Source organism: Mycobacterium sp. NGS49, from assembly GCF_059812565.1.
Genome location: NZ_JCALCX010000004.1, coordinates 240,183 through 263,172 on the forward strand (window position 1 = coordinate 240,183; position 22,990 = coordinate 263,172).

The 22,990-nt window shown below is 66.2% G+C and carries 25 protein-coding genes; 19 read left to right on the forward strand and 6 right to left on the reverse strand.

The genetic code is table 11. The features are described 5' to 3' along the window. Positions 1 to 3: 3 nt before the first annotated feature. Positions 4 to 609 carry a TetR/AcrR family transcriptional regulator gene (locus AC5Y7D_RS05950; RefSeq protein ID WP_499922376.1) on the reverse strand — a complete coding sequence of 202 codons (606 nt, stop codon included), beginning with the start codon at positions 607 to 609 and terminating at the stop codon, positions 4 to 6. 111 nt (positions 610 to 720) lie between these two features. Between AC5Y7D_RS05950 and AC5Y7D_RS05955 the strand changes: the two genes are divergently transcribed. After that, a complete protein-coding gene (locus AC5Y7D_RS05955) occupies positions 721 to 2,046 on the forward strand; it encodes a cytochrome P450 (RefSeq protein WP_499922377.1) in 1,326 nt (441 codons plus the stop codon). Positions 2,047 to 2,141: 95 nt separating this feature from the next. Here the strand turns inward: AC5Y7D_RS05955 and msrA are convergent, their stop codons facing one another. Beyond that, positions 2,142 to 2,657, reverse strand: coding sequence for a peptide-methionine (S)-S-oxide reductase MsrA (gene msrA, locus AC5Y7D_RS05960; protein WP_499922378.1), 516 nt, complete (start codon positions 2,655 to 2,657; stop codon positions 2,142 to 2,144). 70 nt (positions 2,658 to 2,727) lie between these two features. On the opposite strand from msrA, the gene AC5Y7D_RS05965 reads away from it, so the two are divergent. From AC5Y7D_RS05965 to AC5Y7D_RS05980, 4 genes are read left to right on the forward strand one after another with little or no spacing between them, the layout of a single operon-like run. Continuing rightward, positions 2,728 to 3,234, forward strand: coding sequence for a nuclear transport factor 2 family protein (locus AC5Y7D_RS05965; protein ID WP_499922379.1), 507 nt, complete (start codon positions 2,728 to 2,730; stop codon positions 3,232 to 3,234). Then, positions 3,231 to 4,253 carry an NAD-dependent epimerase/dehydratase family protein gene (locus AC5Y7D_RS05970; protein WP_499922380.1) on the forward strand — a complete coding sequence of 341 codons (1,023 nt, stop codon included), beginning with the start codon at positions 3,231 to 3,233 and terminating at the stop codon, positions 4,251 to 4,253. Before AC5Y7D_RS05965 ends, AC5Y7D_RS05970 begins: the two co-directional genes overlap by 4 nt. Before the next feature lie 10 nt (positions 4,254 to 4,263). Beyond that, on the forward strand, positions 4,264 to 5,079 hold the full coding sequence (locus AC5Y7D_RS05975; RefSeq protein ID WP_499922381.1) for a class I SAM-dependent methyltransferase: 816 nt from the start codon (positions 4,264 to 4,266) through the stop codon (positions 5,077 to 5,079). A 36-nt stretch (positions 5,080 to 5,115) separates the two neighbouring features. Next, positions 5,116 to 5,490, forward strand: a complete 375-nt coding sequence (locus AC5Y7D_RS05980) for a DUF427 domain-containing protein (RefSeq protein WP_499922382.1) — start codon at positions 5,116 to 5,118, stop codon at positions 5,488 to 5,490. On the opposite strand, the gene AC5Y7D_RS05985 is transcribed toward AC5Y7D_RS05980, so the two are convergent. Then, complete coding sequence (locus AC5Y7D_RS05985; RefSeq protein WP_499922457.1) at positions 5,487 to 5,870, reverse strand: nuclear transport factor 2 family protein; 384 nt, start codon at positions 5,868 to 5,870, stop codon at positions 5,487 to 5,489. The genes AC5Y7D_RS05980 and AC5Y7D_RS05985 overlap by 4 nt on opposite strands. Before the next feature lie 87 nt (positions 5,871 to 5,957). Between AC5Y7D_RS05985 and AC5Y7D_RS05990 the strand changes: the two genes are divergently transcribed. Next, positions 5,958 to 6,869: a DNA-3-methyladenine glycosylase family protein gene (locus AC5Y7D_RS05990; RefSeq protein WP_499922383.1), complete on the forward strand. Its 912-nt coding sequence runs from the start codon at positions 5,958 to 5,960 to the stop codon at positions 6,867 to 6,869. Between the two features lie 70 nt (positions 6,870 to 6,939). Then, the gene (gene dps, locus AC5Y7D_RS05995) at positions 6,940 to 7,491 is read left to right on the forward strand and encodes a DNA starvation/stationary phase protection protein Dps (protein WP_499922384.1); all 552 of its coding nucleotides are present in this window, start codon (positions 6,940 to 6,942) and stop codon (positions 7,489 to 7,491) included. Between the two features lie 21 nt (positions 7,492 to 7,512). Here the strand turns inward: dps and AC5Y7D_RS06000 are convergent, their stop codons facing one another. Then, positions 7,513 to 8,949, reverse strand: a complete 1,437-nt coding sequence (locus AC5Y7D_RS06000; RefSeq protein WP_499922385.1) for a chloride channel protein — start codon at positions 8,947 to 8,949, stop codon at positions 7,513 to 7,515. 83 nt (positions 8,950 to 9,032) lie between these two features. On the opposite strand from AC5Y7D_RS06000, the gene AC5Y7D_RS06005 reads away from it, so the two are divergent. The 8 genes from AC5Y7D_RS06005 to AC5Y7D_RS06040 all read left to right on the forward strand — a co-directional run bounded on the left by AC5Y7D_RS06005 (position 9,033) and on the right by AC5Y7D_RS06040 (position 17,002). Next, on the forward strand, positions 9,033 to 10,004 hold the full coding sequence (locus tag AC5Y7D_RS06005) for a pirin family protein (RefSeq protein ID WP_499922386.1): 972 nt from the start codon (positions 9,033 to 9,035) through the stop codon (positions 10,002 to 10,004). 2 nt (positions 10,005 to 10,006) lie between these two features. Further along, positions 10,007 to 10,651 carry a TetR/AcrR family transcriptional regulator gene (locus AC5Y7D_RS06010; RefSeq protein WP_499922387.1) on the forward strand — a complete coding sequence of 215 codons (645 nt, stop codon included), beginning with the start codon at positions 10,007 to 10,009 and terminating at the stop codon, positions 10,649 to 10,651. Positions 10,652 to 10,705: 54 nt separating this feature from the next. Beyond that, positions 10,706 to 11,626, forward strand: coding sequence for a class I SAM-dependent methyltransferase (locus AC5Y7D_RS06015; RefSeq protein WP_499922388.1), 921 nt, complete (start codon positions 10,706 to 10,708; stop codon positions 11,624 to 11,626). Positions 11,627 to 11,631: 5 nt separating this feature from the next. Then, positions 11,632 to 12,564: a class I SAM-dependent methyltransferase gene (locus tag AC5Y7D_RS06020; protein WP_499922458.1), complete on the forward strand. Its 933-nt coding sequence runs from the start codon at positions 11,632 to 11,634 to the stop codon at positions 12,562 to 12,564. Continuing rightward, on the forward strand, positions 12,564 to 13,487 hold the full coding sequence (locus AC5Y7D_RS06025) for a class I SAM-dependent methyltransferase (protein WP_499922389.1): 924 nt from the start codon (positions 12,564 to 12,566) through the stop codon (positions 13,485 to 13,487). Before AC5Y7D_RS06020 ends, AC5Y7D_RS06025 begins: the two co-directional genes overlap by 1 nt. 154 nt (positions 13,488 to 13,641) lie before the next feature. Next, on the forward strand, positions 13,642 to 15,084 hold the full coding sequence (locus AC5Y7D_RS06030; RefSeq protein WP_499922390.1) for an aldehyde dehydrogenase family protein: 1,443 nt from the start codon (positions 13,642 to 13,644) through the stop codon (positions 15,082 to 15,084). Positions 15,085 to 15,167: 83 nt separating this feature from the next. Continuing rightward, positions 15,168 to 16,028, forward strand: a complete 861-nt coding sequence (locus AC5Y7D_RS06035) for an SDR family NAD(P)-dependent oxidoreductase (protein ID WP_499922391.1) — start codon at positions 15,168 to 15,170, stop codon at positions 16,026 to 16,028. A gap of 5 nt (positions 16,029 to 16,033) precedes the next feature. Further along, a complete protein-coding gene (locus tag AC5Y7D_RS06040; RefSeq protein ID WP_499922392.1) occupies positions 16,034 to 17,002 on the forward strand; it encodes an NADPH:quinone oxidoreductase family protein in 969 nt (322 codons plus the stop codon). A gap of 84 nt (positions 17,003 to 17,086) precedes the next feature. Here the strand turns inward: AC5Y7D_RS06040 and AC5Y7D_RS06045 are convergent, their stop codons facing one another. Continuing rightward, complete coding sequence (locus AC5Y7D_RS06045) at positions 17,087 to 18,730, reverse strand: PPE domain-containing protein (RefSeq protein ID WP_499922393.1); 1,644 nt, start codon at positions 18,728 to 18,730, stop codon at positions 17,087 to 17,089. A 582-nt stretch (positions 18,731 to 19,312) separates the two neighbouring features. Here AC5Y7D_RS06045 and AC5Y7D_RS06050 point away from each other — a divergent pair. From AC5Y7D_RS06050 to AC5Y7D_RS06065, 4 genes are all read left to right on the forward strand, one after another. Further along, complete coding sequence (locus tag AC5Y7D_RS06050; RefSeq protein WP_499922394.1) at positions 19,313 to 19,729, forward strand: (R)-mandelonitrile lyase; 417 nt, start codon at positions 19,313 to 19,315, stop codon at positions 19,727 to 19,729. Between the two features lie 105 nt (positions 19,730 to 19,834). Beyond that, complete coding sequence (locus tag AC5Y7D_RS06055; RefSeq protein ID WP_499922395.1) at positions 19,835 to 20,215, forward strand: PPOX class F420-dependent oxidoreductase; 381 nt, start codon at positions 19,835 to 19,837, stop codon at positions 20,213 to 20,215. 16 nt (positions 20,216 to 20,231) lie between these two features. Beyond that, positions 20,232 to 20,525: a DUF427 domain-containing protein gene (locus AC5Y7D_RS06060; protein WP_499922396.1), complete on the forward strand. Its 294-nt coding sequence runs from the start codon at positions 20,232 to 20,234 to the stop codon at positions 20,523 to 20,525. 11 nt (positions 20,526 to 20,536) lie between these two features. Beyond that, positions 20,537 to 20,887 carry a hypothetical protein gene (locus tag AC5Y7D_RS06065; RefSeq protein ID WP_499922397.1) on the forward strand — a complete coding sequence of 117 codons (351 nt, stop codon included), beginning with the start codon at positions 20,537 to 20,539 and terminating at the stop codon, positions 20,885 to 20,887. An 8-nt stretch (positions 20,888 to 20,895) separates the two neighbouring features. On the opposite strand, the gene AC5Y7D_RS06070 is transcribed toward AC5Y7D_RS06065, so the two are convergent. Further along, positions 20,896 to 22,776 carry a PE family protein gene (locus AC5Y7D_RS06070; protein WP_499922398.1) on the reverse strand — a complete coding sequence of 627 codons (1,881 nt, stop codon included), beginning with the start codon at positions 22,774 to 22,776 and terminating at the stop codon, positions 20,896 to 20,898. Between the last annotated feature and the right edge of the window lie 214 nt (positions 22,777 to 22,990).

Consider the following 22,990-nt stretch of genomic DNA (forward strand, 5'->3'; position numbering starts at 1 on the left):
CCTCTAGTGCCGCGGCCCGAGCAGCGCGACGGACGCATCCACGGCTGGTTCGACGATGCTTCGTACCGGTCGCCCGTCCTCGACGGCCAGTGCCACCAGTTCGCGCAGGCCGCCCACCAGTATCACCGCCAGCGGGACCGTCAGCGGCGGCAGCTCGGCGCGCCGAAATCCCGGGCTGTCACTCAGGCTGACCAGCAACCCGGTCAGCAACTCCAGGCCCTGGCGCTGAACCGGGCGAGCATATTCGCCGAGCGAGGGAAGCTCGCGAATCCAGCTCAGGGTGATGGCCGGGCGAGACTCGATGTTGCCTACGTATCCCTCCACGGCCTGGCGGATCTGCTGGTGCCAGTCAGCCTCGGGGTCGACCGCCGCCCGGATGTCTTCGGCCATGATCTCGATCTCGGTTCGCAGCAACTCCAGGAAGCACTGTTCCTTGGTGGCGAACCGGTCGTAGAAGGTGCGCTTGGATGTGCGCGCGTGGCGGACGATGTCGGCGACCGTAGTGGCCCGGTACCCGCGCTCGCCGATCGAAGCGGCCAGGCCGTCGAGCAGCCGTAGCCGAAACGGGTCGGGTTCAGCCGCAACCGTGTCGCCGGCTACTGCTGTCACAACCGAGCCCTTCTCTTGTCAGGTCTGGTACCACAGAGTACCGTACAGGCAAAGCCTTTGGTACACCGCAGTACCACCCCGGACAGGGGCAGATGTAGGGAGTCGCACTCCGTGAGCCAAGCAATCGACGCGCCGGTACTGACCGAGGTCAAGCTGCCGCCGGCGACCCGGATCCCGAAGCTCTTCCAGGGCTTGATCTTCGCGTTCTCGCGCAAGGGGATGCTGCGGCGGCTGGCCGATCGCCACGGCGCCGCCGTGACCATGCACATTCCCTTGTACGGCCACATCGTGATGGTGTCCGATCCCCAGCTGGCCAAACAGGTCTTCACCACCAGCCCGGAAGAGCTGGGCAACATCCAGCCCAACCTGAGCCGGATGTTCGGGTCCGGCTCGGTTTTCGGGCTCGAAGGCGACGACCACCGGCGGCGACGGCGTTTGCTTGCGCCGCCGTTTCACGGCAAGAGCATGAAGAACTACGAGGCCATCATCGAAGAGGAGACCCTGCGCGAGAGCGCTGAATGGCCAGAGGGGGAGTCGTTCGCGACTCTGCCGTCGATGATGCACATCACTTTGAATGCCATCCTGCGTGCGGTATTCGGTGCCGAGGGCGCCGAACTCGACGAGTTGCGCCGGATCATCCCGCCGTGGGTCACCCTGGGCTCCCGGCTGGCTGCGGTGCCCAAGCCCAGACGCGACTACGGCCGTTTCAGCCCGTGGGGAAGGCTGTCCGAATTCCGGCGCGAGTACGACGCGGTGATCGACAAGCTGATCGACCGCGAGCGGTCGGATCCGGACTTCGCCGAGCGTAACGACGTGCTGGCGTTGATGCTGCGCAGCACTTACGACGACGGTTCGGTGATGTCGCGCAAGGACATCGGCGATGAACTGCTCGCGCTGCTGGCCGCCGGGCACGAGACCACCGCCTCCACGCTGGCCTGGGCCTTCGAGCGGATTACCCGCCACCCCGCGCTGTTGGCGGACCTCGTCGAAGAGGCCCGAAATGGCGGCGGTGAGTTGCGCCAGGCCACGATCCTGGAGGTGCAACGGGCGCGGACCGTCATCGACCTCGCCGGACGGCACGTCTACCCGCAGACCTATCAACTCGGCGAGTGGGTGATACCGCGTGGGTATTCGATCATCGTCAATATCGGTCGGATACATGACAATCCAGATGTCTTCCCGCACCCCGAGCGCTTCGATCCGCAGCGCTACATCGGTGGCAAGCCATCCGCTTTCGCCTGGATACCGTTCGGCGGCGGCACCCGTCGCTGCGTGGGAGCCGCATTCGCCAATATGGAGATGGACGTGGTGTTGCGAACGGTGCTGCGCCAGTTCGTCATTGAACCCACCACTGCGCCGGACGAGGCGTGGCACGGCCGGGGTGTGGCGTTCGTACCCAAAGACGGCGGGCGAATCGTCGTGACCCGGCGCCGCTGAGCGAGGCTGCGCGCAGGGCGCCGAAACTGCGGTGAGGGCCGCCGCTCGGCCCCGGGTGCGACCCTGAGCGCAGGCTCAGCGTCGTGAGCGCAGGCTCACGACGCGGCGTCGGCCCGACGCGGCAGCTTCCAGCCGGGCCGCACGAAGTGGCAGGTGTACCCGTTGGGGTAGCGCAGCAGGTAGTCCTGGTGCTCGGGTTCGGCCTCCCAGAAATCCCCCGCCGGACTGACCTCGGTCACCACCTTGCCCGGCCACAGCCCGGACGCCTCGACGTCGGCGATGGTGTCCAGCGCCACCCGCTTCTGCTCGTCGTCGACGTAGAAGATGGCTGACCGGTAACTCATGCCGCGGTCGTTGCCCTGCCGGTTCTTCGTGGTCGGGTCGTGGATCTGGAAAAAGAACTCCAGCAGGGTGCGGAAGCTGGTGGCTGACGGGTCGAAGACGATCTCGACGGCCTCGGCGTGCGTGCCGTGCTTCCGGTAGGTGGCGTTGGGCACGTCGCCGCCGCTGTAGCCGACCCGCGTGGCGATCACCCCGGGCTGCCTGCGGATCAGATCCTGCATTCCCCAGAAGCAACCGCCGGCGAGAATGGCCCTCTGCGTGCTGGTCATACTGTCCTCCTAACCGGCCCAGACCGGTGACTTTCCCAGGCTACACTCCGCCCGTGAGGTGTAACGGCTCGTGAGCGGCCCGGAATTCCCCAAACCAGAACTGGCGGCGGCCTTCGCGCGGTTCGAACAGACCGTCGCCCGAGCAGCCCGAACGCATGACTGGGACGCCTGGGTGCAGCACTACACGCCCGATGTCGAATATGTCGAACACGCGGCCGGCACCATGCGCGGGCGGGACGAGGTCCGGACCTGGATCAGGCGAACGATGACCACCTTCCCCGGCAGCCACATGGTCGAGTTCCCGTCGCTGTGGTCGGTGATCGACGAGTCCACCGGGCGCATCATCATGGAGCTGGACAACCCGATGCGCGACCCCGGCGACGGCAGCGTGATCACCGCGACCAACATCTCGATCATCACCTACGCCGGCGACGGCCTGTGGCGCCGCCAGGAAGACATCTACAACCCGCTGCGCTTCGTGCAGGCCGCCCTGAAGTGGTGCCGCAAGGCACAGGAACTCGGCACCCTCGACGACGAAGCCGCCGCCTTCCTGAAGCAGTACGGGAGCGCGCAGTGAGTGGCAAGCCCAAACTGGTGATCGGCGCCAACGGCTTTCTCGGGTCGCACGTAACCCGGTTGCTGGTCGAGGACGGCCACGAGGTACGCGCGATGGTGCGGCCCACGGCCAACACCCGCGCGATCGACGACCTGCGGCTCACCCGCTTTCACGGCGACATTTTCGACACCGCCACGGTGCGCGAGGCCATGGACGGTTGTGACGACGTCTACTACTGCGTCGTCGACACCCGCGCCTGGTTGCGCGACCCGGCGCCGCTGTTCCGCACCAACGTCGACGGTTTGCACAATGTCCTCGACGTGGCCAAAGACCTTGAGCTGCATCGCTTTGTCTTCACCAGCACCTACGCGTCGGTGGACCGCCGGCACGGTCATGTCGCCACCGAAGCCGACCGGGTCGGCTCCCGCAACGTCACGCCCTACGTCCAGTCCCGGGTCCGGGCAGAGGACCTGGTGCTGCGCTACGTCGCCGAGCACGGACTACCGGCCGTGGCGATGTGCGTCTCCACCACCTACGGCAGCGGCGACTGGGGCCGCACGCCGCACGGCGCGTTCATCGCCGGCGCGGTCTTCGGCAAGCTGCCGTTCCTGATGAGCGGCATCCAGTTGGAGGTGGTGGGCGTCGACGACGCCGCGCGGGCGATGATCCTGGCCGCCGAGCGAGGCCGCAACGGCGAGAAGTACCTGATCTCCGAACGAATGATGGCGCTGACTGATGTGATCCGCATCGCGGCCGACGAGGCCGGAGTTGCGCCGCCGCAGCGGTCGATCCCGGTGCCGGTGCTGTATGCCCTGGGCGCCTTCGGCAGCCTACGGGCCCGGCTCACCGGCAAGGACGCCGAACTCAGCCTCGACTCGGTGCGGATGATGCGCGCCGAGGCCCCCGTCGACCACAGCAAGGCGGTCCGCGAGTTGGGATGGCAGCCACGGCCGGTGGAGGAGTCGATCCGCGCGGCGGCCCGCTTCTGGGCGGCCATGCGCAGGACCGACACGACAAGCCGGACCGCTGCACCGGAATAGGCGCGCGGCGATGGAACGAATTCACGTCGACTTGCACGGGCCACCTCAGACGATGCTGGCCACGCTGTACGGCAAGGCACTCGACGCCGACGCACCGCTACCGATCCTGGGCGACGAGTACGCGAAGGCTGCGGTGCAACGCATCGACTATGACTGGGCCGCAACGACTATCACCGCGCGTCGGGCCCCGTCGGTTGCGGTGCGCAGCGCGCACTTCGACAAATGGACCCGGCAGTTCGTGGCGGCGAACCCGGAGGCGGCGGTGCTGCACGTGGGCTGCGGCCTCGATGCCCGGGTGCACCGGGTAGCTCCCGGTCCGGGGGTGCGCTGGTATGACATCGACTACCCGGATGTGATCCGGTTGCACGAGCAGGTGTACCCCGCGCGCGACAACTACCAGAGAATCGCGGCCTCGGTCACCGACCCGCAGTGGCTGGCCGAGGTGCCGGCGGACCGTCCCACCCTGCTTCTCGGGGAAGGTCTGACCATGTACCTCACCCGGGACGACGGCCTGGATCTGTTCCGTCGGGTGGTCGACCGATTTCCTTGCGGCGAAATGCAATTCGACGCGTTCAACACCTTCGCGATCCGCACCCAGGTGATCAATTCCGTGGTACGCAGCTCGGGTTCGACGCTGTACTGGGGAATCGACTCACCGTCGGACATCCTGGACGCGGTGCCGGGCGTGCGTCTGCTGGTGTGGGAGTCGGTGTTCGACAGCGACACTTTCACCTTGGTGTCGCCGGCGATTCGGTGGCTGGGCCGGATGATGGCACTCGTGCCGGCACTGAAGAACATGCAGCAGTACCACCGCTATGCCTTCTGACGGGAATGCCACCGTCTGGATTGCGTTGAACGTTGCATGAGTCATCCGGAAATCAAGGAACCCAACGCGGGTCATCCCATCACGATCGAGCCGACACCGGGTCGGGTGCAGGTCCGCGTCAACGGGGAACTCGTCGCGGACAGCACTGCGGCGCTGGGCCTGAAAGAAGCCAGTTTGCCTCTGGTGCAATATATTCCGCTGGCCGACGTGGTGCAGGAACGGCTAACCCGCAGCGACACCGGCAGCTACTGCCCGTTCAAGGGCGAGGCCAGCTACTACAGCGTGACCACCTCGGCGGGTCAAACCGTCGAAGACGCGATATGGACGTATGAGCGGCCCTACCCGGCAGTGTCCGCGATCGCCGGCCACGTCGCGTTCTATCCGAGCAAGGCCGAGATCACGCTGAGTTAGGGGAACACCTTCGCCAGCGCTTGGGTGTCAGTGTATTCGCGCAGCGACGCGATCATTCCGTCGCGTGTATCGAAGATGCACACGAACGGGCTGTCGTACTCGGTGCCGTCGGCGGTGGCGCCGTATACCTGCCCCTCGACCACCACCGTTTCGCCTTCGTTGACGCAGCGACGCAGATCGATGTTGATCTCGAAGACTTGTTTGCGCCGCTCGATCACGCGGCGCATCGTCTCTTTGTCCCACTCTTCGCGGGTGATGATCGTCCAGTAGGTGAAGTCGTCCCTGAGCAGCGCGAAGCCTTCGTCCAGGTCGCCGCCGTCGCACATGCTCTGCAGGAACATCCACGCCAGCTCGGCCTGCGGATCATCAAAGGGCGTCATCACCAGGCCATCCTGTCCCGCCGGACAGTTTGCGGTCAATTGACGCGACCCCCCCGTCAGGGTGTTGCGGTAGGAAGAATCATCGAAGTGGAGACCACGCGGGACGTCACGTTTGCCGGAGCCGGCGGCTTCGGGCATACGTTGGCGCCGTTGCGGCGCGGGCGCGGCGACCCGTGCTTCCGGGCCTCCGGTGACGGCACGGTCTGGCGGACCAGCCTGCTGCCCAGCGGACCGGTCACGGTGCGGATCAGCCGGATCGATCGCGATACGGCGCGCTGCCAGGCCTGGGGCGCGGGAGCGACGGAATTCGCCGAGCTGTTCCCGGCGATGCTGGGTGCCGATGACGACGCGTCGGGTTTCCAGCCGCAGGAGCCCACGGTGGCCGCGGCCCACCGCAGGGTGCCCGACCTGCGCCTGGGGCGCACCGGGCAGGTCCTGGAAGCGCTGATCCCGGCGATCATCGAGCAGCGGGTGCCCGGCGCCGACGCGTTCCGCTCCTGGCGGTTGCTGGTGAACAGGTATGGCACGCCGGCTCCCGGACCGGCGCCGGAGGGCATGCGGGTGCCGCCGTCCGCGGACGCGTGGCGCTTCGTCCCGTCGTGGGAGTTCCACCGCGCCAACGTCGACCCCGGTCGGGCGCAGACGGTGGTGCTGTGTGCGCGGCGCGCGTCGTCGCTGGAACGGCTGGCTTCGCTGCCGTCGGCCCGGGCGCGGGAGGCGCTGACGTCACTGCCGGGTGTCGGGGTGTGGACTGCGGCCGAGACCGCGCAGCGCGCATTCGGTGATGCCGATGCACTGTCGGTGGGCGATTACCACGTCCCGAAGATGATCGGCTGGACGCTGATCGGCCGGCCGGTCGACGACGCCGGCATGCTCGAATTGCTGGAACCGATGCGGCCGCACCGGCACCGGGTGGTGCGGGTGCTGGAAGCCAGCGGCCTGGCCTACGAACCGCGCCGGGGCCCCCGGCTGCCGGTGCAGCAGATCCACCCGCTCTGAGGTTAGCCCCCGGCTCATCGGGTACTCGCTGCACAGGACTAGAAGCGAAGCGATATCGAAGGGAAAACTGATGGCGGAGTTCACCATTCCGGGCTTGACCGACAAGCAGGGCGCGCGGCTCGTCGAGCTGCTGCAGAAGCAGTTGAGCACTTACAACGATCTGCATCTGACGTTGAAGCACGTGCACTGGAACGTGGTCGGCCCGAACTTCATCGGCGTGCACGAAATGCTCGACCCGCAGGTGAAGGAGGTGCGCGGGTATGCCGATGAGGTTGCCGAGCGAATCGCTGCGCTCGGTGGTTCGCCGGAGGGCACTCCGGGGGCGATCGTGCGGGACCGCACCTGGGACGACTATTCGCTCGGCCGCGACTGTGTGCAGGCGCATCTGGCGGCGCTGGATCTCGTCTATACCGGTGTGATCGAGGACCTGCGCAAAGGCATCGAAGAGACCGAGGACCTCGACCCGGTCACTCAGGACCTGTTGATCGGTCACACGGGTCAACTCGAGCAGTATCAGTGGTTCGTGCGCGCCCATCTGGAGAGCGCGGGCGGCAAGCTCGACCATCAGGGAGCCACGTCCGAGAAGGGCGCCGCCCGCGCCGCGCGGGACAAAGGCAAGTAGCCCCTCGGGCCCGGGCGAGAGTCAGTTCTCGGCCGATCCGCCAGGGGCTTCTCGCCTCGCGCGCTCGGCCTCGGCCGTCTGACGATTCAGCCGTTGCGCCTCGTAGATGGTCACGTTGGTGCGAGACATCAGCAGTGACGCAACCCCGACCGCCAGGATCGCTCCGGGCACCACCGAGAACGAGCCGGTCATCTCCGCGACCATGATCATGATCGCCAGCGGGGCGCGGGCGACGCTGCCGAAGCAGGTCATCATCCCGACGACGACGAAGACGCCCGGCTGCTCGGGAACGCCGGGCAGCCCGGCCAGCTCGCCCAGCCGCCAGATCGCCGCCCCGACGAAGGCGCCGATCACGATGCCCGGCCCGAACAGACCGCCCGATCCGCCGGAGCCGATGGACAGGCATGTCGCGACGATCTTGGCGACTGGCAGCACGACGATGATCCACAGCGGGATCGACATCAGCGAATTGCGGTCGGCGGCCAGCTGCGCCCAGCCGTAGCCGCTCCCCAGGATCTGCGGGATCGCCAGGCCCAGCAGGCCGACCAGCAGCCCGCCCACCGCGGGCTTGACGATGGGACCGCCGGGAAGCCGGCGCACCAGTGCCACCGTGGTGTGAAAGAACCGCGCGTACAGGTAGCCGACCGCCGCCGCGGCCAGGCCGATCACCACGAACCACAGCAGCGGCCAGGCCCGCTCGAATCGATACTCGGCGTCGATGTAGCCGAACAGCGGGTCAAAACCGAGGAACGACCCGAGCACCGCGTATGCCGTACCGGAGGTGATGAAGCCGGGTATCAGGCTGCGGTAGTCGAAGTCGTCGCGGTAACTGATCGATGCGGCGAGGACCGCTCCGCCCAACGGCGCGGCGAAGATGGCTCCGATTCCGGCCCCGATACCGAGCGCCACCGCGACCCGGCCGTCCTCGTCGGACAGGCCCAGCCGGCGGGTGAGCAACGACGAGAATCCCGCCGAGATCTGGGCGGTGGGGCCTTCCCGTCCGGCGGACCCGCCGGAGCCGATGGTCAGCGCGCTGGCCACCAGCTTCACCAGCACGACGCGCGCGCGAATGGCGCGCGGATCGGTGTGGACGGCCTCGATGGCCTCGTCGGTGCCGTGGCCGGTGGCCTCCGGCGCCAGCTTGGCCACGACGAACGCCGAGAGCAGCGCCCCGCCTGTCGTCACCAGGGGAATGGCCCACGGTCGGACGAACCCGGCCGAGCCGCGGCTGCCTCCCTCGCCCAGCGGGGTGGGGACGTGATAGCCCGCGAGATAACCGAGCAGGAACTCGCCGGTGTACCACAGGGCCAGGTAGAAGACGACTGCGCCGAGGCCGGAGATGACCCCGATGGTCAGGCCCAGGAGCAGCCACTTGCGCAGGTAGCCCGCGTTCCTGATGGAGGCGCCGAACCGCCCGCCGGCGGACGCGGGCGGCGCCTCTTTCGGCTCCTCCGGCATGTCCGGGAGGTTAGCAGCTCCCGCCCTGGGAATAAGCGGACCACAGTCCGGTTATATGGATAGGTCGAATCCAGGAGGTCCTAATGCCCGCTGTCACCGCAGACACCCTTACCTTGCCGCGAGTCGCCCCGGCCGGGCCGGCGGACACCGAGCGGCCGGTCCGCTCGGTCACCGCGGGCCCCCGGGGCTACGAGGGGTTGGGTTTCCCGGTGGTCCGTGCCTTCGCCGGGGTCGGCACTGCCGCCCTGGACCCGTTCATCCACATGGATCAGATGGGCGAGGTGCAGTACGAGCCGGGCGAGCCGCGCGGTACCGACTGGCATCCGCACCGCGGCTTCGAAACCGTCACTTACATGCTCGACGGAAAATTCGCTCATCAGGACTCACACGGCGGCGGCGGCCTGATCGCCGACGGTGCGACGCAGTGGATGACTGCGGGAGCGGGGATCCTGCACATCGAGACTCCGCCGGCCGAAATGGTGGCCAGCGGCGGCCTCTTCCACGGCATCCAGCTGTGGGTGAATCTGCCGAAGCGGGACAAGTTCGCCGCCCCCCGGTATCAGGCCATCGAAGGCGCCGACGTGAAGCTGCTGTCCACCGAGGACGGCGGGGCGCTGATCCGGCTGATCGCCGGCGGCATCGACGGTCACCGCGGACCGGGCGTCACCCACACTCCGATCACGATGGCCCACGCCACGGTCGAAACCGGTGCGCGTCTCAACCTGGCGTGGCGTCGTGACTTCAACGCTCTGGTCTACGTGCTGTCCGGGCAGGGATCCGTAGGCCCGGTCGGCCACCCCGTCAAGCAAGGTCAGTTGGCCGTTCTCGGGCCGGGTGACCGGATTACCGTGGCGGCAGATCCGCGGCGCAAGCAGGCACTGGACGTGCTGCTGCTGGGCGGACGCCCGATACGGGAGCCGGTGTTCCACTACGGACCGTTCGTGATGAACACTCGCGCCGAGGTCATCGAGACGCTGGAGGACTATCAGGCCGGGAAGTTTGGCAGCATCCCGCCGAACGCTCTGATGCCACACCGTGGCGGTGGCACACTCTAGTAATGCCTCAGCTGGCAAGTCGGGGACCCGGGCGTCCCCCCGCCGCAAAAGCCGACGACACACGTAAGCGCATCGTGCGCGCCGCGCGACAGGTGTTCAGCGAACGCGGGTATGACGGGGCGACGTTCCAGGCCATCGCCCTCCGGGCGGATCTGACCCGGCCGGCGATCAACCATTACTTCGCCAGCAAACGGGTGCTCTACACCGAGGTGGCCGACCGCACCAACGATCTCGTGGTGACCGCCGGCATCGAGCGGGCGCGCTGCGAGCAGACCCTGGCCGGCCGGCTCGCCGCGTTCATCTCGGTCGCGTTGGAGGCAGACGCGCAAAATCCTTGCACCGCGGCATTTCTGGCCACCGCTGTGCTGGAGTCGCAACGGCATCCCGAGTTGAAGCGGGACGACAACGACGCGGTGTCCACGACACGGGACTGGCTGATCACGGCGGTCGGCGATGCCATCGCGAGCGGCGAACTCGCCCCCGGCACCGACGCCGCCGTACTGGCGGAGGCGCTGGTGATGATGCTGTGCGGGGTCGGCTTCTATGCCGGATTCGTGGGCAGCTACTCCGAGGTGCAGGACATCCTGGGCACGCTGCAGCAGTTGATCACGGGTGGCTTGTGGAGGGCTCGGGTCCAGCCGCGGTGACCTGACACACAAAGCGCATAGGTTACCTAACTTATTAGGTACCATGGTCGCGTCATGACTGATCTCGACTCGCCCTCGTTGCGAAACGCCGGCGACAGCTGGCATATCACCGAAAGTGTGGGCGCTACCGCGTTGGCTGTGGCGGCGTCGCGGGCAGTGGAAACCGCGGGACCGGACCCGCTGATTCGCGACGAATTCGCCGCCTTGCTGGTGTCCGCGGCCGGGCCGGCCTGGGCCCGGTTGGCTGATGCCCAGATGGCCTGGCTCGACGGCGACGAGCACGGGCAGCGGCTGCACCGCGTGGGTTGCGACTACCAGGCGGTGCGGACCCACTACTTCGACGAGTACTTCGGCTCGGCAACCGAGTCCGGTATCCGGCAGGTGGTGATCCTCGCCGCGGGCCTGGACTCGCGTGCCTACCGGTTGCCCTGGCCGCCCGGCACCCAGGTTTACGAGATCGACCAGCCGAAAGTTTTGGAATACAAGGCCGAAATACTGGGGTCGCACGGTGCCCGGCCGACCGCGGGTCGGCACGCCGTCGCGGTCGACCTGCGCGAGGACTGGCCGGCAGCACTGGTCGACGCCGGCTTCGCCCCCGACCGGCCCACCGCGTGGCTGGCCGAGGGCCTATTGGCCTACCTGCCCAGCGACGCCCAGGACCGGCTCTTCGAGATGTGCACCGCACTGAGCGTGCCGGGCAGCCGGCTGGCCGTCGAGGCGTTCAACATGAAAGTCACCGCCAACAAGCAGCGCTGGAACCGAATGCGCGACCGGCTGGGGCTGGACGTCGACGTCGAAGCCCTCACCTACCAGGAGCCGCACCGCTCCGATCCCGCGCAATGGCTGACCGACCATGGCTGGCAGGTGCGCTGCGTAGACAACCATCAGGAAATGGCCCGTCGGGGCCGGCCGGTGCCACCGGACCTGGCCGACGAGGCCATCACCAGCAGATTGATGCGAGGAGTACGGCAATGAGCACACTGCGCAGCCACGACGACACCTGGGATATCAGGACCAGCGTCGGTACCACCGCGGTGATGGTGGCGGCCGCCCGGGCCGTCGAAACCGACCAGCCCGATGCGCTGATCCGCGATCCCTACGCCAAGATGCTGGTCACCAACGCCAATGCCGGCGTGTTGTGGGAGGCCATGCTCGACCCGGCGGTTGCGGCGAGAATCGAGGCGCTGGACGCCGAAGCAGCCGCGATGGTGCGGCACATGCGCGGCTATCAGGCGGTGCGGACCAATTTCTTCGACACCTTCTTCGCCGACGCGGTCGCCGCAGGCATCCGTCAGGTGGTGATTCTCGCGTCGGGTTTGGACTCGCGTGCCTATCGACTGGACTGGCCGGCCGGCACCACCGTGTACGAGATCGACCAGCCGCAGGTGCTCGCGTACAAGTCCGCGACCCTGGCCGACAACGGCGTCACGCCCTCGGCCGAGCGCCGCGCGGTGGCCGTCGACCTGCGACAGGACTGGCCCTCCGCGCTGCGTGAAGCGGGGTTCGACCCGGCTGCGCGCACCGCGTGGCTGGCCGAGGGGCTGCTGATGTACCTGCCGGCGGAGGCGCAGGACCGGCTGTTCACCCTGATCGGCGAGCTGAGCCCGGCCGGCAGCCGGATCGCCGCCGAGACCGCGGCCTCGCACGCCGACGAGCGGCGCGAGCAGATGCGGGCAAGGTTCAAGAAGATCGCCGAGCAGATCGGTCTCGAGGAAACCATCGACGTCGGCGAACTGATGTACCGCGACGAACACCGGGCGGCCGTCGCCGACTGGCTCAACAACCACGGGTGGCGGGCCACCGCGGTCAGCTCGGGGGATGAGATGCAGCGGCTGGGCCGCTGGGTCGCCGGAGTACCGATGGCCGACGACAAAGACGCATTCTCCGAGTTCGTGACGGCCGAGCGCCGCTAATGCCGCGCACTGCGGACGACTCGTGGGACATCGCAACGAGCGTGGGCGCCACCGCGGTGATGGTGGCGCTGGCCCGGGCCGCCGAGACCGCGAGCGCCGACCCGCTGATCCGCGACGAGTTCGCTGAGCCGCTGGTGTCGACACCTGAGCTGGCCGGCGTTCGCGAGCAGGTCGCCGCGTGGTGGACTGCCGAACCCGACGAGGATCCCGAATACGCCGTCGATTCGCAGCAGATGATCGACTACCAGGCCGTCCGCACACACTTCTTCGACGCGTACTTCGCCGAGGCGGCGGCCTCCGGCATCCGCCAGGTGGTGATCCTGGCGGCCGGTCTGGATTCGCGGGCCTACCGGCTTCAGTGGCCCGCCGGCACCGCGGTGTACGAGATCGACCTGCCCAAGGTGCTGGAATACAAAGCCGAGACCCTGGCGCGCCACGGTGCCGCGCCGCGCGCCGACCGCCGGGCCGTGGCAGTCGACCTGCGTCACGACTGGCCGCAAGCCCTGCGTGACGCCGGTTTCGACGCAGATCGCCCGACGGCCTGGCTGGCCGAGGGATTGTTGCCGTTCCTGCCGGCCCAAGCGCAGGAGTCCATGTTCGGCGCGATCGACGCGCTGAGCGGGCCGGGCAGCCGGATCGCGGTGGAGATATTCGGTGTGGATACCGAGCGGCGCCAAGAGGCGCAGGAACGGTGGGCGCAGTTGCGGGCCAGGCGCGAAGCCCGCGGCGAAGACACCTCGTTCGACCCGTTCGACCTCTGGTTCGACGACGAGGGCCGCCCCGACCCGGCCGGCTGGTTCACCGCGCACGGCTGGGGGACGGCTACGGTCGACGCCCGCGACGAGGCGATCCGCCTGGGCCGTCCGCCGCACGCCGACGCCGGACCGTTTCAGAACGGTTTTGTTGTCGCGACCAGGTCCTGATCCAGGTCCCGCGCCGGGGAACCCAGGCCCCTTGGCCTGATCTTTCCGGTTGCCGTCCTAGAGCAGTCAGGGCCGGGTGACTAGGATCACGGTTATCACCGATGAGCGACCGCGCGCTACCGGCTGCGGGCACCTCGGGGAAGGAAGGACAACGATGACCACCGATTCCCTGCCGAAGGCTGCGACTACGCCCGCCAACGGGCACGAGACCGTGCAACCCAGTGTCGCCGACACGGTGGCCCGGCTACGCAAGACCTTCGCCACCGGGCGCACCCGGAGCTACGAGTGGCGCAAGCGGCAACTGCAGCAGCTCACGAAGCTGGTGGAGGAGAACGAACCCGCCATCGCCGCGGCGCTGGCCGAGGACCTCGACCGCAACCACGTCGAGGCGTTCATCGCCGACATCGCCACGACCGCCGGCGAGGCCAAGTACGCGGCCAAGAAGCTGAAGAAGTGGATGCGGCGCAAATATCTGCTGCTGGAGGCTCCTCAGCTGCCGGGCCGGGGCTGGGTGGAGTACGAGCCGTACGGCACGGTGCTGGTCATCGGCGCCTGGAACTACCCCTTCTATCTGACGCTGGGTCCCGCCGTGGGCGCGCTGGCCGCGGGCAACGCCGTCATTCTCAAGCCGTCGGAACTAGCCCCGGCCTCCTCACACCTGATGGCCGAACTCGTCCCCAAGTACCTCGACAACGATGCGGTCGCGGTCATCGAGGGCGACGGCATGGTCAGCCAGGAGTTGATCGCACAGGGCCTGGACCGCGTGATGTTCACCGGCGGCACCGAGATCGGCCGCAAGGTCTACGAGGGTGCGGCACCGCATCTGACCCCGGTCACCTTGGAACTCGGCGGCAAGAGCCCCGTGGTGGTGGCCGCCGATGGCGACGTGGACGTCGCGGCCAAACGGATCGCCTGGCTGAAGATCCTCAACGGCGGACAAACGTGTGTCGCGCCGGACTATGTGCTGGCCGACGCGTCGATCCGCGATGAACTCGTCGACAAGATCAGCGCGGCCATCACCAAGTTCCGTGCCAAGGAAAACCAGGACGGGATGCGCATCGTCAACGAGCGCCAGTTCAACCGGTTGAGCGGCTACATCTCCGAGGCGCAGGCCGACGGCACATCGAAGGTTGCCGTCGGTGGCAAGTGCGATGCGTCCACTCTGCGGATCCAGCCGACGGTGGTCGTCGACCCGGCCCAGGACGGGCCGCTGATGCAGAACGAGATCTTCGGGCCGATCCTGCCGGTGCTGACCGTCAAGAACCTGGACGAGGCGATCGCCTTCATCAACGCCCGGCCGAAGCCTCTCTCGGCGTACCTGTTCACCAAGTCGAAGGCCGTCCGTGAGCGTTTCATCAGGGAAGTGCCAGCCGGCGGCATGCTGATCAACCACATCGCCTTCCAGGTGTCGACGGCCAAGCTCCCGTTCGGCGGTGTCGGCTCCTCTGGCATGGGCGCATACCACGGCAAGTGGGGCTTCGACGAGTTCAGTCACCGCAAGTCGGTGCTGACCAAGCCGACCCGGCCCGACTTCTCCAGCATGATCTACCCGCCCTACACCGAGCGGGCCTTCAAGCTGGCGCGCAAGCTGTTCTAGCCTGGATTTCGTCCGCGCCGGCACCAGGTCCCTGGTGCTGGCGCTTCACCCTGATAGCCAGCAGACCAGCAGAGAGGAAGCTGATGCCCGGAGTGCAGGATCGCGTTGTCGTAGTGACCGGAGCCGGTGGGGGATTGGGCCGCGAGTACGCCCTCACCCTGGCCCGGGAGGGCGCCAGCGTCGTCGTCAACGACCTCGGCGGTGCCCGTGACGGCACGGGCGGCGGATCGGCCATGGCCGACCAGGTGGTCGCCGAGATCCGGGACGGCGGAGGTCGCGCGGTCGCCAACTACGACAGCGTCGCCGAGGCCGACGGGGCCGCCAACATCATCAAGACCGCGCTCGACGAGTTCGGCGCCGTGCACGGCGTGGTCAGCAACGCCGGCATCTTGCGCGACGGCACTTTCCACAAGATGACTTCGGAGAACTGGGACGCCGTCCTCAAGGTGCACCTGTACGGCGGTTACAACGTCATCCGCGCGGCATGGCCCCACTTCCGCGAGCAGAGCTACGGCCGCGTCGTGGTCGCCACGTCCACCAGCGGGCTGTTCGGCAACTTCGGTCAAACCAATTACGGCGCAGCCAAACTCGGTCTGGTTGGGTTGATCAACACGCTGGCGCTGGAGGGCGCCAAGTACAACATCCACGCCAACGCCGTCGCCCCGATCGCCGCCACCCGCATGACCGAGGACATCATGCCCAAGGAGGTGCTGGAGAAGCTGACGCCGGAGTTCGTCGCGCCGGTGGTGGCCTACCTGTGCACCGAGGAATGCCCGGACAACGCATCGGTGTTCGTCGTCGGCGGCGGCAAGGTGCAACGCGTCGCGCTATTCGGCAACGAGGGCGCCAACTTCGACAAACCGCCGACGGTTCAGGATGTGGCGGACCACTGGGGCGAGATCACCGACCTCTCGGCGGCTACCAAAGCTGGATTCAAGCTCTAACTTTAATGAAAGCCGCTGTCGTTCAAGAGCTTTCCGGGCCAGCCGGCTTAGTCTATACCGATATCGACGACGTATCCGACGACGGTGGCAACATCGTCGTCGAGGTACGCGCCGCCGGCGTCTGCTTCCCGGACCTGCTGCTGACCAAAGGCAAATACCAGCTCAAGCTGCCGCCCCCGTTCGTCCCCGGCATGGAATGTGCCGGTGTGGTGCGCTCAGCGCCGGCGGACTCGGGATTCCGTGTGGGCGAGCGCGTTTCGGCATTCGGTGTGCTCGGCTGCTATGCCGAGCAGGTGGCGGTTCCGGCTACCCACGTGATCCCTAGTCCCGCCGAGCTCGACGATGCCGAGGCGGTGTCACTGCTGGTCAACTACAACACCATGTATTTCGCGCTGTCCCGGCGGGCGGTGATGCGGCCGGGTCAGACCGTGCTGGTGCTCGGTGCTGCCGGTGGGGTGGGTACCGCCGCCGTTCAAATCGCCAAGGCGATGGGCGCCAGTCAGGTGATAGGCGTGGTGCACCGCGAAACCGCGATCGACTACGTCACCGCCCTCGGCGCCGACCGGGTGCTGCACCTGTCCGACGGCTGGGTGGAGCGGGTGCATGAATACACCAACGGCCAAGGTGTGGACATCGTCGTCGATCCCATCGGCGGCCGCACCTTCGACGACGCGATCCGCGCGCTGGCCATCGACGGCAAGTTGCTGGTGATCGGGTTCGCGGCGGGTAGCGTCCCGACACTGTCGGTCAACCGGTTGTTGCTGCGCAACATCGGCGTGCTGGGCGTCGCCTGGGGCGAATACCTGAACAAGGTCCCCGGTTCGGCGGTCGTGTTTTCCTCGGGTCTGAACCAACTGGTCGCGCTCGGGCTGAAACCGCCGCCGCCACAGCGTTATCCGCTCTCGGAGGCCCGTGCCGCGCTGCAGTGCCTGGATGACGGCGGAGTGCTCGGCAAAGTGGTTCTGGAACCGTAGGCCGCGGATTCCTGCGCCATGTTCGCCGGAACAGCGCTGCCGACGCCGGTGGACAGCGTCGCGCCCCGTCCGGTCAGCGGCGGACTACAAATTCTCCAATAGCTTTGTGAGACCGAATAAGCCGGCGACACCGGTGCCCGTGTTCAAGAACCCAGAGTTCACTCCGCTGAAAAGTCCACTCGCGAACGGCCCAAAAGGACCCGTCACACCAGCATTGAAGAGTCCGGAGCTGGCGCCGTTCGTATTTGTAGCACCACTGGCTGCATTCCCGAAGCCCGAGTTGCCACCGTTTGTCACTCCGCCACTTGACGTGTTGAAGAAGCCCGAGCTTCCCCGATTGCCGGTGTTGTTGAAGCCGGAGTGGAGCTGGCCACTGTTGGTGGTGACTCCGAAACCCGTGTTTACGTCGCCAGCGTTCCACAAGCCAGTGTTGATGCTGCCGGAGTTTCCATTTCCGGTGTTGATATCACCAGAGTTCCAGAAACCCGTGTTAATGCTGCCCGCGTTTCCGATGCCAGTGTTTAAGTTGCCTGAGTTTCCGAACCCGGTATCGAGCGAGCCGGAATTCCCTAAGCCGAAGTTTCCGAGCCCTGAGTTGCCGAGGCCGATGTTACCAAAACCAGAGTTTCCGATCCCGAGGCTTTGGACCTTACCCACATCAGCCGGTGCTATATTGGCGCCAGAGCTGAATATGCCAACGTTGCCGTCGCCTGAGTTGAAAAAGCCAATGTTGCCGGTACCCGAATTTCCAAATCCGATGTTGCCACTTCCCGAATTCAGGCCGGTGAAGGTGAACTGTCCGTTCGTCGTATCATAGTAGGCGTTGCCTATGCCAACCAGATTATTGCCGTTGAGGCCGAAGCCAATGTTGTTGCTTCCATAGTTGCCGGCGCCCCAGTTGCCGAATCCAGTATTCCCGAAGCCGATGTTGTTGCTACCCGCATTGCCGATGCCGACGTTGTGATCGCCCGATCTAGGTATCAAGAATGTATTGCCCACGCCGCTGTTTCCAAACCCGATGTTCCCGTTGCCCCGGTTACCGGACCCATAGTTGTCGCTGCCGAAGTTTCCGCTGCCAACGTTGTTGTTGCCATTGTTGCCGCCGCCCGCATTTGAGGTGCCTGTATTGCCGTTGCCGATGTTGGCGTTGCCGGTATTACCGTTGCCAAGATTGGAGCTGCCGATGTTGCCAATGCCCAGGTTCGGAAGGTCGGCGACCGCCGCCCAAGGTGCCAACCGTGCGGCCGCTGCGGATGCGCCGGTGTGGTAGCTGACAAGCGCAGCGACGTCGGCGGCCCAAAACTCCTCGTAGACGCTCTCTGCCACCGCAATAGCGGGAGCGTTAAGCCCGAACCAGTTCGAGCGCACCAACTCCTTGAAGGCCTGGCGGTTGGCCGTGACGACCTCCGGATGAATAATGGCGTTCTTTGCATTCTCAAATACTCTCGCCACCACTTGGGCGTTTTTGGATGCGCTATGGGCCTGGTCGGCGCTTGCTTGCAGGAATGCAAGGTAGGGAGTAGCTGCACGCAGCATCGACGCAGCAGCCGGGCCTTGCCATGCATGGCCGGTTAGATTGGTGGTTACGGAAGAGAACGATTCAACCGCAGAGGTCAATTCTTCCGCCAGGCCCGACCAGGCGACCGAGGCTGCCAGCATGGGTGCTGGACCCGCACCTATGAACATTCGCAGTGAATTTATTTCCGGCGGTAGAACATAGAAGCTCACAGTTTTTTCTCCCTTCTGACGTCCCACACGGCAGCGGGATTCGGCAAGAGTGTAGCGGCATACGCCGGGTCGGCGAAATGCCGCGAAATCATTTATGAAGGTTTATCGGATACGGTGTGAACTTCAATAGTGAATTCAGTTCAGGGGCGAGGCGGACCTTCATTTTGCTTGCCGACTTAGCCTCAAACCACCGATGGACCTTGTGGCGTGATCGGTTGATTGTTTGATCTTGAATTAAGTGGGCTGGGGTATGGCTGTTCCGCTGGTCTGCCCCCAGCTTTTCCTGTTAGTTCCTGGTCGTTGGGTCGGGTGGCGTTGGTCACGCGGTGGAGGTGTGACCGATTGTTTTGTGCCACAGTGCTGGCCATGCTGGTTCCCAGGGCCAGTGGCTGGGCAGCCGGTGAAGCCGATGAGTTTGGCCCTGACTGAAACCGCATCTGCTACAACGGTATCCGTTGTTTGATGCGCGCGTCGCGCTCCGGTGCCCGGGCGACGGCGGCGTGCTCGGAAAAGTGGTGCTAGAACTCTAGGCTGCGCGTCCCTATCCTCTATACGGTATTTCTCTACGGAGGAGGGCAGGTCATGCACGAACAAGAGCCGGAAATGCAGATCACTCATGCGGGGGATCGCCCGGCCATGCACGGGCCGGCCCAGTTCTTCACCGGCGACGTGACGATGAACCCACTCTTCGGGCCGGCTGGCGACTCGAACGCCCATGCGGGACAACTCACGTTCGCCCCCGGTGCCCGAAGTGTGTGGCACACGCATCCCGCCGGGCAGCGGCTGATCGTCACCTCCGGCACCGGCTGGGTGCAGCAGTGGGGCGGGGCCAGGGAGCAGATCAATGCCGGGGACGTGGTCTGGACGCCGGCCGGGGTCAAACACTGGCATGGCGCCACATCCAGCACACCGATGACCCACATCGCCGTTCAAGACGAGGTTGACGGGCGCTTCGTCGATTGGCTGGAACAGGTGAGCGACGAGGATTATCTGGGCTGATCCTCATTGACCGGTGCGTCCGTCGGCTCCTACACTGTCGTCCACTCCGCTTCGATCTATTGACCCGGATCCCCCCCGTCCGCCCGTTGTAGAGGAGCAAGGCCGATGGCTGTATTCACCGACACCGAAATCGAGTACCTGTCCAGCCAGCGGCTCGGCAGGATCGGCACGGTGACCCCCAAAGGATCCCCACAAGTCCGTCCGATTCGGTTCGCGTACAACGCCGAACTGGGCACCATCGACATCGGTGGGAAGGCGATGGCGGGCAGTCGCAAACTCCGCAATGTAGAGAACGATCCCCGCGTGACCCTGGTTGTCGACGACCTGGCCAGCATCGATCCGTGGCGTCCCCGAGGGCTGGAGATTCGCGGGGAGGGCGAGGCCCTGTCCACCGAAAACGGCGCGATGATCCGGATCCATCCCCGGCGGGTGCTGGTGTGGGGGCTCGATCCGGAGTCCCCGAAGTTGCAGGCCCGCAACGTGTAATCGCGGTGACGGCAACATGATCCGAGCCGTATGGAACGGTGCGGTGCTGGCCGAGGCGCCGCGCACCGTTCGGGTGGAGGGCAATCACTACTTTCCGCCGGAGTCCCTGCGACGCGAGTTCTTCACCGACAGCAAGACTGAATCGCTGTGTCCGTGGAAGGGTGTCGCGCACTACTACGACGTGACGGTCGACGGCCAGGTCAACGCCGACGCCGGGTGGTATTACCCGAAGCCCAGCCCGTTGGCGCGCAAGATCAAGGATCATGTCGCGTTCTGGCGCGGGGTCACGATAGAAGGCGAAAGCGAATAGCGCCGTCCGACGTGGGCCCAGGCTCCGCCGACGTCCCGATGTGGCGCATCGGCATTGCCGCCGGGACGGTCGGCATCCTGTGCTGCGTCGGGCCGACCGTGTTGGCGATGATCGGAATCATCGGTGCGGCAACGGCTTTCGCGTGGGCAAACAATCTCTATGACAACTACGCCTGGTGGTTCCGGCTGGGTGGGGCGGCCGTGTTCGCCACGCTGGTGTGGTGGCAGCTGCGCCGGCGCAACCAGTGCAGCATCGCGGGCGCCCGGCGGGCACGCCGGCGGTTGCTCGGTGCGCTCGCCATTGCCGTGGGTACCTATGCCGGCCTGTACGCGCTGACCACCTGGCTGGGCGGCTTCGCCTGACGGTGCCGTTACGAAGGCGGCGTGTAGGTGGCGATGCCGGTCAGGTCGTCGATGACGTCGCTGATCGCATCCGACAACACCACGAACTCAAAGCCGGCGGCCAGCGTCCCCACCGCCACGTTGGCCGCGATCGGCTTCCCGAAGGCGTTGATCAGGCCGGCCGGGTCACCATTGGCGAACTGTTCGATGCCGTCCAGGAACAGGTTGAGATTGTAGGACGGAACGGTGGTCAGCAGCGTGTTCACGATGTCGGCTGTCGGCAGCGCGACTGCGTAGGTGTCGGCCGCAGCACTGGTGATGGCGGTGGTGATGTTGGTGTTCGCAGCCTGGATGCCGTCGATGATGCCGCTGATCGGGGAACCGGTTGCACCTGGCAGGGAGAACGGCAGGGACAGGCCGCCGCTGCCGCCGCCGGTCGGCAACAGGGCGGACAGTTCCGGCAGCGAGAGCGCCGGCAGTGCCGGGGCGGTGAAGTGGCCCGCGAAGGCATTGAGTCCCTGGCCGGCGAGGGCGATCTGGTCGCTGACGAATGTGGCGGGGATCGGCGGGAACAATTCGAACGGGGTGTGCACATCGGCATATCCGGTGTTGTAGCCGTAGTTCGGGTCGCCGTAGCCGAGGTTGACCAGATAGGTCAAGTTGGGTTCCACCAAGTCCGCCAATGGATTTCCGATCAGCGGGATTGCCCGGATCGGCTCCAGCAACGGCAGGCCCGGGTAGGTGATCATGTAGTACTGATCGAGTCCGTTGTTCTCGGGAGATACCGGCAGTTGGACCAGTTCGTAGCCCGGCGGCAACGCGTTCGGGTTCAGATCCGGGTAATTGCCGTGCACCAGTTGGATGCCCAGGAAGGCGTTGAGATCCGCCAGGAAATTGAGCGGGTACTTCGGGAAGTCGGCGTATCCGTCGTACTGCAGCGTGTACGTGTTCACCGGGAGGCCGGAGCCCGTCGGCTGGGCGCCGTAGAAGTCCAGACCGATGGCCGGCAAGGACAGGCCGGGGAAGCGGGCCAGCAGCCCCCCGTTGGGGTTCATCGGATTGCCCAACAACGTGAAGCTGAGCACATCCGGGGAGGGAACCATTCCCGTGGCCATCAGGTTGCGCAACTCCAGCGAGGCGAGGATCGCGCTCTGCGAGTAGCCCAGCACGGAAACGCTCTGTTCGCCAGTGGAGATCAACCCGTTGGCGCCGAAAAGCGCATCGTGCAGTATTTGCACGCCGCGGTCCACCGAGACCTGCAGTGTCAAGTCTTTGATCGCCGTCAGCGGGTACAGCCCCTCCGGAGTGCTCAGACCGATCGAGACCGGGTTGTTCACTCCGAATGCCGCCGTGATCCACGGCCGGATATCGGTCAGGTAGGACGGCGGCGGGATCGGCGTGCCACTGCCGGACATGATCAAAGCGACGTCGTAGGGCCCAAACGGCGAGGGCGGTACCTCTGTGACGACCACACCGCCCCCGCCTGTGGCGGGCGCGCCGAACAACGACTGAAAGGGGGCCAGGAGCGCTGACTGCACGGGCGCGAGCAGCGACTGAACCGGGGCAAGCAGCGGAGCGAACAGTGCCTCGATCGGCGAGGCAGCCGCGGTTCCGAGCACCTGCGCGGCGTTCGCAATCTCCGCTTCGGCGTAGGCGCTACTGGCCGCCGACAACGCGCGATTGAATTGCTCGTGGAACGCCGCCGCCTGGCCGATGACCGCCTGGTATTCCTGACCGAACGCTCCGAACATCTGCGCCGCCGCCGCCGATACCTCGTCGGCTGCGGCAGCGGCCAAACCGGTGGTCGGACCGGCGACGGCCGCATTGGCCTCGGTGAGGGCGGCTTGGATGCCGGCCAGATTCTCGGCGGCGACGCTCATCAGTTGCGGTTGAGTCGTCAAGTACGACATAGCTAGTCCCTTCACGGCCAGGTATTTCCAGCGCGGCCGGGCAACCCGAAATCCGGCAGTTGTCAGACTAGAACGGTCCGGCCGGCCGCATGATGCTTTTGCGGCCCGAATTTGTGGTCAGCGTCAGGGGATCAGCGAAAGGATGTCAGGCAACGTGTTGAAAGCCGCTTCGGCAAGCACCAGGAACTGCACCCCGCCGGCCACCGTGGCCAGA

Bases quoted from the DNA above. Each gene is read 5' to 3' on its own strand.
- msrA (WP_499922378.1), bottom strand. From the start codon at position 2,657: ATGACCAGCACGCAGAGGGCCATTCTCGCCGGCGGTTGCTTCTGGGGA.
- AC5Y7D_RS05975 (WP_499922381.1), top strand. From the start codon at position 4,264: ATGGAACGAATTCACGTCGACTTGCACGGGCCACCTCAGACGATGCTG.
- AC5Y7D_RS05980 (WP_499922382.1), top strand. From the start codon at position 5,116: ATGAGTCATCCGGAAATCAAGGAACCCAACGCGGGTCATCCCATCACG.
- AC5Y7D_RS05985 (WP_499922457.1), bottom strand. From the start codon at position 5,870: ATGACGCCCTTTGATGATCCGCAGGCCGAGCTGGCGTGGATGTTCCTG.
- dps (WP_499922384.1), top strand. From the start codon at position 6,940: ATGGCGGAGTTCACCATTCCGGGCTTGACCGACAAGCAGGGCGCGCGG.
- AC5Y7D_RS06000 (WP_499922385.1), bottom strand. From the start codon at position 8,949: ATGCCGGAGGAGCCGAAAGAGGCGCCGCCCGCGTCCGCCGGCGGGCGG.
- AC5Y7D_RS06005 (WP_499922386.1), top strand. From the start codon at position 9,033: ATGCCCGCTGTCACCGCAGACACCCTTACCTTGCCGCGAGTCGCCCCG.
- AC5Y7D_RS06010 (WP_499922387.1), top strand. From the start codon at position 10,007: ATGCCTCAGCTGGCAAGTCGGGGACCCGGGCGTCCCCCCGCCGCAAAA.
- AC5Y7D_RS06015 (WP_499922388.1), top strand. From the start codon at position 10,706: ATGACTGATCTCGACTCGCCCTCGTTGCGAAACGCCGGCGACAGCTGG.
- AC5Y7D_RS06025 (WP_499922389.1), top strand. From the start codon at position 12,564: ATGCCGCGCACTGCGGACGACTCGTGGGACATCGCAACGAGCGTGGGC.
- AC5Y7D_RS06030 (WP_499922390.1), top strand. From the start codon at position 13,642: ATGACCACCGATTCCCTGCCGAAGGCTGCGACTACGCCCGCCAACGGG.
- AC5Y7D_RS06035 (WP_499922391.1), top strand. From the start codon at position 15,168: ATGCCCGGAGTGCAGGATCGCGTTGTCGTAGTGACCGGAGCCGGTGGG.
- AC5Y7D_RS06040 (WP_499922392.1), top strand. From the start codon at position 16,034: ATGAAAGCCGCTGTCGTTCAAGAGCTTTCCGGGCCAGCCGGCTTAGTC.
- AC5Y7D_RS06050 (WP_499922394.1), top strand. From the start codon at position 19,313: ATGCACGAACAAGAGCCGGAAATGCAGATCACTCATGCGGGGGATCGC.
- AC5Y7D_RS06055 (WP_499922395.1), top strand. From the start codon at position 19,835: ATGGCTGTATTCACCGACACCGAAATCGAGTACCTGTCCAGCCAGCGG.
- AC5Y7D_RS06060 (WP_499922396.1), top strand. From the start codon at position 20,232: ATGATCCGAGCCGTATGGAACGGTGCGGTGCTGGCCGAGGCGCCGCGC.
- AC5Y7D_RS06070 (WP_499922398.1), bottom strand. From the start codon at position 22,776: ATGTCGTACTTGACGACTCAACCGCAACTGATGAGCGTCGCCGCCGAG.